Origin of the sequence: Bradyrhizobium sp. IC4059, assembly GCF_020193615.1 — a bacterium.
GTDB lineage: Bacteria > Pseudomonadota > Alphaproteobacteria > Rhizobiales > Xanthobacteraceae > Bradyrhizobium > Bradyrhizobium yuanmingense.
Map to the genome: position 1 here is coordinate 112,730 of NZ_JADYVH010000016.1, position 9,070 is coordinate 121,799.

The following is a 9,070-nucleotide window of genomic DNA, read 5'->3' on the forward strand; positions in this document are numbered from 1 at the left end:
TTTCGACCATGCCGACGCCCATTCTCGATTTCGATGCCCTCGCGCAAGCCATCTCAGGCCGTACGGTGCTGTGCATCGGCGACATCATGCTGGACGAGTTCGTCTACGGCGAGGTGTCGCGGATCTCGCCGGAAGCGCCGGCGCCCGTCATCGCCGCCCAGCGCAGCGAGATCCACGTCGGCGGCGCCGGCAACGTCGCGCGCAACGTCGCTTCGCTGGGCGCGCGCTGCATCTTCGTCGGCCTCGTCGGCGAGGACGACGCCGGTGCGCGGCTCGAGGCCGCGCTCAATGATCAAGCCGGCATCGAGAGCGTGCTGGTGCGCGACGCCTCGCGGCCGACCACGCGAAAGGTCCGCTTCGTCTCCGAACATTTTTCCACGCACATGCTGCGCGCTGATTGGGAGCAGGCGCTGGCTGCGTCCGACGAGATCGAAACGAAGTTGATCGACGCGATCCTGCCGCAGATCGCGCGCGCCGATATCGTGCTGCTGTCCGATTATGCCAAGGGCGTGCTGACGGCGCGCGTGATCCGCCACACCATCGATGCCGCGCGCAAACTCGGCAAGCCCGTCATCGTCGATCCCAAGAGCCTGAACTGGGCGATCTATCGCGGCGCGACGCTGCTCACGCCCAACCGCAAGGAATTCTCGGAAGCGACCCGCAGCCGCGCCGACACGGTGCAGAGCATCGTCGAGGCCAGCGAGGACGTGATGCGGCTCGCCGATTGCGAGGCGATCCTGGTCACCCAGGGCGAGCACGGCATGACCTTGGTGCCGCGGAATGGCGGCGCCGTCCACGTGCCGGCCGTCCCGGTGAAGGTGCGCGACGTCTCGGGCGCCGGTGACACCGTCGCCGCTGCGGTTGCGGTGTCGCTCGCGGCCGGCGCGGACTGGGACACGGCACTGCGCATGGCCAACGCCGCCGCCGCCGTCGCGGTCGGCAAGCAGGGCACCGCCAGCGTCAGCGCGGCCGAGCTGCGACGCAAGATCCTGCCGCATGCCACGCTCGCGGCCGAAGAGAAGATCGTGCTCGACCCGGCCGGACTCGACGCGCAGCTCGCCGAATGGAAAAGGCAGGGCCTGCGCGTCGGCTTCACCAACGGCTGTTTCGACATCCTTCATCCCGGCCACGTCAAGGTGCTGACCGCGGCGCGCGCCGCCTGCGACCGCCTGATCGTGGGGCTCAACAGCGACGCCTCGGTGCGGCGGCTGAAAGGTGCCGATCGTCCGGTCCAGGACGAGCGCGCGCGTGCCGAGGTGCTCGCCGCACTGGAGGCCGTCGATCTCGTCGTCATCTTCACGGAGGACACGCCGATCGACCTGATCACCAGGATCAAGCCCGGTGTGCTGGTGAAGGGCGGCGACTACACACGCGAACAGGTCGTCGGGCACGAGGTGGTCGAGGCCGCGGGCGGGGCGGTCGTGCTGGTCGACATCCTCCAGGGCTTCAGCACGACGGCGCTGGTGCATCGCGCCAGGGGAGGGAGCAAGTGACGGCGCTCGCCCGCGAAACGACCAGCGAGATGTTGCATCGCCGTCTGCGCAGCCCCGCTGCCTGGCGCGAGACCGTCGATCTGTTTGCGATCCTGACCGCGGCCTCGCTGCCCTGGTCGACATCGCTTGCGGGGATATTCAACGCGCTGATGCTGATCTGCATGGTGCCGTTCCTCGATCTACGCGACTTCCTGCAGTCCTTGAAGCGTCCGATCTGCATTGCGCCGGTCGCGCTGGTCGTTCTCGCGCTGCTGGGGACGCTGTGGTCGGATGCCCCGTGGGGCGCGCGCTTCTATGCGGTCAATCCGACCGTCAAGCTGCTTGTGCTGCCGGTCCTGCTCTATCATTTCGAGCGCTCGCCGCGTGGCCACTGGATATTCATCGCCTTCCTGGTGTCCTGCGCCTTGCTGTCGGTGATGTCCTGGCTGGTCGCCTTCTACCCGAACCTCGCGCTCAAGACCGATCCGCCCGAGCGCGGCATCTTCGTCAAGAACTACATTGACCAGAGCCAGGAATTCGCGCTTTGCGCGGTGGCGCTCGCCTATCCGATCGTGATGCTGTTGCGCGAGAAGCGATACTGGTTCGCCGCCTTGCTGACGGCGCTGGCGCTTAGCTTCTTCATCAATATGACCTTCGTGGTGGTGTCGCGCACCGCGCTCGTCACCATTCCGATCATGTTCGGCGTGTTTGCACTGCTTCACCTCAAATGGCGCAGCATCGCGATCATCTCCGGCGCGCTGCTCGTCGGCGCCGTTCTCGCCTGGCAGGCCTCGCCGCAATTGCGCCACACCGCCGAGAGGTTTACCACCGATTACACCGGCTATGTGGAACGGGGCGAGGCAACCTCCATGGGCATGCGGCTCGAGTTCTGGCGGAAGTCGCTCGGCTTCTTCGCGGAGGCGCCGATCCTGGGGCACGGCACCGGTTCGACCCGCGGGTTGTTCGAACGCGTCGCGACGCCCGCCCGTCAGGGGCGGGCGTCAGCCGAGGTGATCGGCAACCCTCACAACCAGACGCTGAACGTTGCGGTGCAATGGGGCGCGATCGGCGTCGCCATTCTCTACGCGATTTGGATATTGCATCTGCGGTTGTTTCGCGGCGACGGGATTGCCAATTGGATCGGACTCCTAGTCGTGGTGCAGAACGTCTTTACCTCGCTGGTCAACTCGCATCTGTTCGACTTCCACGAGGGCTGGATGTACGTCATCGGAGTCGGCGTTGCCGGAGGCATGGTGATCCGGGCACAACAGGTTCGGACCAAGACGGCGGAAGCGGGTTCCTGAGCGGTCGCGCGGCTGGCAAGTCTTGTCGAGATGGGCTATCAGCGCGGTCAGGTTGCATCTAACTGGGTTTTCATCGGTCGGCGGATGACGCGACTTACGCATCTCACCTCGCGCAATTTCCTGATCGCGCTCCACGACCTGCTGGCGACCACGGCGGCGCTTTTTGCCGCCTTCTATCTGCGATTCGAGGGTGGCGACGATTTCTACGCTCGATTGCCGCTGCTGTTCCAGATCCTGCCCTACTTCCTCGCCTTCAGCGTGGTCGTGTTCTTCTTCTGCAATCTGACCACGACGAAATGGCGTTTCATCTCGCTGCCTGATGCGCTGAACATCATTCGCGCGGCGACCGTGCTCACGGTTGCGCTGCTCGTGCTCGACTACATCCTCGTTGCCCCCAACGTTCGCGGCGCCTTCTTTCTCGGCAAGGTGACGATCGTCCTCTACTGGTTTCTCGAGATCTTCTTCCTCAGCGCGCTGCGCATGGCGTACCGCTACTTCCGCTATACGCGGGTGCGGCGTCACGCGAGGGGCGGGGAGGCCGCGCCGACGCTGCTGATCGGCCGCGCCGCGGATGCCGAAGTGCTGCTGCGCGGCATCGAGAGCGGAGCGATCAAGCGCATCTGGCCGATCGGCGTCTTGTCACCATCGCCTGCCGATCGGGGCCAGCTCATTCGCAACGTGCCGGTGCTGGGCGGCATCGACGACGTCGAGGATGTGATCTCGGATTTCGCCAAGCGCGACAAGCCCATCGCGCGCCTCATCATGACACCATCGGCTTTCGAGCCGGAGTCGCATCCGGAATCGATCCTGATGCGGGCGCGCAAACTGGGTGTGATCGTGAGCCGGATGCCCTCGCTGGAGAGCGGCGATACGCCAAGGCTCACGGCGGTTGCGGTCGAGGACCTCCTGCTGCGTCCGAGCGAGAAGATCGACTATGCGCGCCTGGAGGCCTTGATCAGGAGCAAGGCCGTGATCGTCACCGGCGGCGGCGGCTCGATCGGATCCGAGATCTGCGAGCGTGTGGTCGCCTTCGGCGCGGCACGTCTCTTGATCGTGGAAAATTCCGAGCCGGCTCTCTACGCGGTCACCGAGGCGCTGGCCGCGCGTGGTGCCACCGCACAGATCGAAGGCCGGATTGCCGACATTCGCGACCGCGAGCGCGTCATGCGCCTGATGGCCGAGTTCAAGCCCGACATCGTCTTCCATGCCGCGGCGCTCAAGCACGTGCCGATCCTCGAGCGCGATTGGAGTGAGGGCGTCAAAACCAACATCTTCGGTTCCATCAACGTCGCGGACGCCGCCGTTGCCGCCGGCGCCGAGGCGATGGTGATGATCTCTACCGACAAGGCAATCGAGCCGGTGTCGATGCTCGGCCTCACCAAGCGCTTTGCCGAAATGTACTGCCAGGCGCTCGATCGCGACCTCGCAGCCGGAGCGAACGGCAGCAAGCCGCCGATGCGGCTGATCTCGGTCCGGTTTGGCAACGTGCTGGCCTCGAACGGGTCGGTGGTGCCGAAGTTCAAGGCCCAGATCGAGGCCGGCGGGCCGGTGACGGTAACTCATCCCGACATGGTCCGTTACTTCATGACCATCCGCGAGGCCTGCGATCTCGTCATCACCGCGGCGACGCATGCGCTTGGGACGCAGCGTCCCGACGTCTCGGTCTACGTGCTCAACATGGGCCAGCCGGTGAAGATCGTCGATCTCGCCGAGCGCATGATCCGCCTGTCCGGGCTGCAGCCGGGCTACGACATCGAGATCGTGTTCACCGGCATGCGGCCGGGCGAGCGCCTGCACGAGATCCTGTTTGCCTCGGAGGAGCCGACCCGCGAGATCGGCGTGCCCGGCATCATGGCCGCGCAGCCGAACGAGCCGCCGATGCAGACGCTGCGCAAATGGAATGCGGCGCTTGAGCAGGCGATCGCGCGCGACGATCGCGCCACCATCAGGACCATCCTGAAGGATGCCGTGCCGGAATTTGGATCCACGGCGGCCTGACCATTGTTGCGCAATCCAGCGCTCGGGGAGCGACGATGAGCGAACGCAAACCGGTCGTACTGGTGACGGGAGCGAGCGGCTTCATCGGCCGTCACCTCGGGCAGGCGCTGGCGTGCGAGGGCTGGTCGGTCCGCCCCGTGGTCCGCAAGCGTCAGGGCATCGACGGCGAGGTCGTGATCGAATCGATCGGCGCCGACACCGATTGGCGGGCCGCGCTCGAGGGGGTGGAGGCGGTCGTTCACCTTGCCGCGCGCGTGCATCACAGGCGCGAGGAGCATGCAGCCCAGCTCTACCAGGACGTCAACACCGCCGGCACGGTGCACCTGGCGCGCTGCGCGGCGAGGGCGGGCGTGCGCCATTTCATCTTCATCAGCACCGTGCTGGTGCATGGCCGCAGCAACGAGGGCAGGGCCCCGTTCAGCGAGAACGACGTCCCGACGCCGCGCGGCCTCTACGGGACGTCCAAGGCGGCGGCCGAGGCAGGCCTGAGGACGCTCGCGGGCGAGAGCGACATGAAGATCTCTGTGATCAGGCCGCCCATGGTCTATGGCGCGAGCGCCAAGGGAAGTTTCGCTCTGTTGACGCGCGCGATGAACCTTGGGGTGCCGTTGCCGTTCGCCGCGATCCGCAATCGCCGCGCCTTCCTTGCCGTGCAGAACCTGTCGTCCTTCATCCTGCATCGGCTCACTCATCCAGATGCGGCCGGCCATTTCGAGATATTCCTGCTCGCCGACAGTGAGCAGTTCTCGACGCCCGAATTCATCGCGCGTCTGGCGAAGGCGTCCGGCAAGAGCCCACGACTATTCGGCTTGCCGCCGGGCTTGCTCAGCGCGCTTTTCCGAATGATCGGCCGGCAGGACATGCATGACAGTCTGATCGGCTCGCTCGAGCTCGACGTCTCGAAGGCGCTCGCGACCGGCTGGCGGCCGGAGGTTTCGCTCGATGAGGGGCTGCGGCTCGCCGTGTCGGCTCAGGACGCCTGAGGGCGGGAGAAGCGGCGCAGCAGGAGGGCGACCGCGATCGCGCCGGCAATCAGCGCGGGCAGCGTGACGACCACCGTCGCGGCGCGAACGGCGAGGATCGCCAGCCCTGCGAGCACGAGGTTAAGCAGGAAGACTTCGCCGCTCACCCGGGACACCGAGAAACCGTTGTCGGTCGCGCGCTGATAGAAATGCGAACGGTGCGCCGACCAGAACGGCTCGCGGCGCGCGATGCGCCGAAACAGCGTGATGGTGGCATCGGCGAGGTAGTAGGCCGGCAGCAGCAGCGCCGCAGCCGCTTGTCCGTGCCAGGCGAGCTCGAGCAGGCACCAGCCGAGCAGGAGGCCGATCGGCAGGCTGCCGACATCGCCCAGGAAGACTTTTGCGACAGGACGGTTGAACGGCGCAAAGCCGAGCATGGCGCCGCACAGCGCGGTGGCGATCAGCACGGCCGGCCATGGGAGATCCCCGAGCATTCCCAGCAGCAGCAGCGCAGCGGTGACCGGAACGACTTCCGCCACCGTCATCAGGTCGAGCCCGTCCATGAAGTTGACGAGGTTCACGAACCAGACGCCGGCAAGGACGATGAGGCCGCGCTCCAGCGCGAGCGGCAGCGCCGGCACGATGCGCGCGGTGTCGGGGGCGGTGAACACCACGGCGCCGACGCAGGCGGCCTGCAGCACCAGGCGCACCAGCACGGGCAGCGATACGATGTCGTCGACGAAGCCGACCAGCGCGATCACGATTGTCGCAGCGACCAGCGCCGGCGGGATCGCGACATTGGCGGAGACCCCCCACAGCGAGGCAACGATCAGCGTCGCGGCGATCACCGCGATGCCGGCGCCCTGCGGGGTCGGGACGCGATGGGAGGACCGCGCATTCGGCCGCGCCAGCGCGTAGCGCTGCAGCAGGGGGCGGCTGGTCCAGGTCACGAGCGCCGAGATCAGCGCGGCCGCCGCAACGGCAAGCAGCAGGGCCGCGCCGGCGAGCGCATCGGCAGCCGAATTCACTCCGGCACTCCGATCGGGGCCGACCCTTGCGCGGCTTTCTCGGCGCTGAGGATCCAGACCAGGCCGCCGACTGCCCCGACCAGGAAGAACACGGCGCCGAACAGCAGCGAGACGTTGACGCCCTCGTTGGCGGAAAGTCCCGCGAAGCCGAACGCAAGGCTCATCGTGGCCTCACGCACGCCCCAGCCGGCGATCGAGATCGGCATCATCGTGATCAGCATCACCGGCGGCACGAGCAGAAAGACGTCGCTGAAGCGAACCGGGGCCCCAATCGACTGCACGACGCACCAGGCGATGACGACGGCGAGCACGTGAACGAGGACCGACAGGATCGCGACGACGGGGCCGCTTGTGCCGCTGAAGATCACGCGATTGGCGATGACGGCGCAGGCGTGGATGTGATGCGTTGCCCACCAGGTCTTCAGCCAGCGCCATTTCAGCGCGCCGAAGATCAGGAAGCCGAGGCCGCCGGCGAGCGCCAGGAGGTCGATGAGCAGCAGCGCCGAGCGACCGTGCGGATCGGTGATGAGGGTGTAGCTCCAGGGCAGGCTGGCGACGATCAAGATCGCGAGCGCGACCAGGCCAATGGCGCGGTCGACAAAGATCGAGTAGGTCGCCGTGCGCCAGCCGGCGCCGGCGCGGGCGACGAGCCACAGGCGCACGGCATCGCCGCCGATCGCCGACGGCAGCGTCTGGTTGAAGAACGAGCCGATCACGTTGTATCGCATGGCGCGGCCGAGCTCGAGCGGCGCGCCGCAGGCGGCGCTGATCTCGCGCCAGCGCAGCACGCCGACGAAGATCTGCAGGAACGTGACCGCGATCGCCACACCGAGCCAGAACAGGCTGGTCAGGGTGAATCGGGAAAACAGCTCGGACAGGTCGACCTTGCGCAGCGCCAGATAGAGCAGCGCCGCGGAAATCAGGATCTTGGCCGTCGACAACAGGATTCGGCGCATCTCGTCCGCATGAACAGGGTTTGCTAAGATTGGAGGCAACCCGACGCGAGGCGCCGAATTCGGCCGCTTTGGTATGGTTTTGGCGCCGATCTTGCAATAGCTCTCGTCGAGGAGCCGTCGTTAAGGACGCCATGAGGAGACCGCGTGAAGGAGCGGGGAGCCTATTGCGACCCCGTCGAGGTGGCGGCTAGACAGGATCGGGCGAGGGATCACCCAGGGAACAGGATGACGGATCGGGCGATTTTGGTCACGGGTGCGGCCGGCTTCATCGGCTTCCACGTCGCCCGGCAGCTCCTGGGCGAAGGTCGCGCCGTCGTCGGGCTCGACAATCTCAACAGCTATTACGATCCGGCGCTGAAGAAAGCGCGCCTTGCTCTGCTCCGGGACCAACCGCGTTTCTCGTTCGTCGAGGCCGATCTCGCCGACCGCGAGACCATGGCGGCGCTGTTCGCGCAGCATCGTTTTGCCAAAGTCGTGCATCTGGCCGCGCAGGCCGGCGTGCGCTACTCGATCGAGCAGCCGCAGACCTACGCCGATTCCAATCTCGTCGGCTTTCTCAACGTGCTGGAGGGCTGCCGCAACAATGGCTGCGGTCATCTGGTCTACGCCTCGTCATCCTCCGTTTACGGCGCCAACACAAAACTGCCATTTGCGGTTGCGGACCGCACCGACCATCCGGTCAGCTTCTACGCCGCGACCAAAAAGGCGAACGAGGTGATGGCGCAGTCCTACAGCCATCTTTATCGCCTGCCGGTCACGGGGCTGCGGTTCTTCACCATCTACGGGCCATGGGGCCGCCCCGACATGGCCATGTTTCTGTTCGCGAGCGCCATCATGGCCGGCAAGCCGATCCGGCTCTTCAACCATGGCAAAATGCGCCGCGATTTCACCTATATCGACGATGTGACGCGCGTCGTGTCCAAGCTGATCGATCTCGTGCCTGCGGACGATCCGGCTGCCGCAAATGCGCCGTCAAAGCTCTACAATGTCGGCAATCATCATCCGGAGGAACTGATGCACGTCGTCGGTCTTCTGGAGCGGGAGCTGGGCCGGACGGCGATCAAAGAATTGCTGCCGATGCAGCCGGGAGATGTGCTGGAAACGTTCGCGGATGTCGAGGATCTCTCGCGCGACACCGGCTTTGCACCGTCAACGCCGATCGAGCATGGGGTTCATAACTTCGTCACCTGGTATCGGGACCATTTCAAGGTTTGAGATCACGATGGACAAACGCATAATCCCCCTGATCATGTGCGGCGGTGCCGGCACGCGGCTGTGGCCCGCTTCGCGCGAGGTTCGGCCCAAGCAGTTCCTGCCGCTGTTCGGCACGCGCTCGACGTTCCAGGACAC

Annotated in this window: 8 protein-coding genes; 6 read left to right on the top strand and 2 right to left on the bottom strand. The window is 66.0% G+C overall.

The annotated features are described in order from the left end of the window. Positions 1 to 8 precede the first annotated feature (8 nt). The 4 genes from rfaE1 (at position 9) to I6F12_RS33930 (ending at position 5,757) form a co-directional block, all read left to right on the top strand. Positions 9 to 1,493 (top strand): D-glycero-beta-D-manno-heptose-7-phosphate kinase, encoded by a 1,485-nt coding sequence (rfaE1, locus tag I6F12_RS33915; RefSeq protein WP_225158246.1) that lies wholly within the window; start codon positions 9 to 11, stop codon positions 1,491 to 1,493. Continuing rightward, positions 1,490 to 2,776 carry an O-antigen ligase family protein gene (locus I6F12_RS33920; protein ID WP_225158247.1) on the top strand — a complete coding sequence of 429 codons (1,287 nt, stop codon included), beginning with the start codon at positions 1,490 to 1,492 and terminating at the stop codon, positions 2,774 to 2,776. The genes rfaE1 and I6F12_RS33920 overlap by 4 nt, the downstream gene beginning before the upstream one ends. An 84-nt stretch (positions 2,777 to 2,860) precedes the next feature. Continuing rightward, positions 2,861 to 4,774: an SDR family NAD(P)-dependent oxidoreductase gene (locus I6F12_RS33925; protein ID WP_225148280.1), complete on the top strand. Its 1,914-nt coding sequence runs from the start codon at positions 2,861 to 2,863 to the stop codon at positions 4,772 to 4,774. Positions 4,775 to 4,809: 35 nt separating this feature from the next. Further along, on the top strand, positions 4,810 to 5,757 hold the full coding sequence (locus I6F12_RS33930) for an NAD-dependent epimerase/dehydratase family protein (protein WP_225158248.1): 948 nt from the start codon (positions 4,810 to 4,812) through the stop codon (positions 5,755 to 5,757). Here the strand turns inward: I6F12_RS33930 and I6F12_RS33935 are convergent. Together I6F12_RS33935 and I6F12_RS33940 are read right to left on the bottom strand one after the other, a co-directional pair. Continuing rightward, complete coding sequence (locus tag I6F12_RS33935; protein ID WP_225114167.1) at positions 5,745 to 6,764, bottom strand: glycosyltransferase family 4 protein; 1,020 nt, start codon at positions 6,762 to 6,764, stop codon at positions 5,745 to 5,747. The two genes, I6F12_RS33930 and I6F12_RS33935, sit on opposite strands and share 13 nt — an antisense overlap. Further along, positions 6,761 to 7,720, bottom strand: a complete 960-nt coding sequence (locus I6F12_RS33940) for a lysylphosphatidylglycerol synthase transmembrane domain-containing protein (protein ID WP_225114168.1) — start codon at positions 7,718 to 7,720, stop codon at positions 6,761 to 6,763. Before I6F12_RS33940 ends, I6F12_RS33935 begins: the two co-directional genes overlap by 4 nt. 225 nt (positions 7,721 to 7,945) lie before the next feature. Here I6F12_RS33940 and I6F12_RS33945 point away from each other — a divergent pair, with 225 nt between their 5' ends. Together I6F12_RS33945 and I6F12_RS33950 are read left to right on the top strand one after the other, a co-directional pair. Then, the gene (locus tag I6F12_RS33945; protein WP_225129368.1) at positions 7,946 to 8,935 is read left to right on the top strand and encodes an SDR family NAD(P)-dependent oxidoreductase; all 990 of its coding nucleotides are present in this window, start codon (positions 7,946 to 7,948) and stop codon (positions 8,933 to 8,935) included. A gap of 7 nt (positions 8,936 to 8,942) precedes the next feature. Then, positions 8,943 to 9,070: sugar phosphate nucleotidyltransferase (locus I6F12_RS33950; protein ID WP_225157958.1), on the top strand; the 128-nt coding region annotated here is incomplete at its 3' end.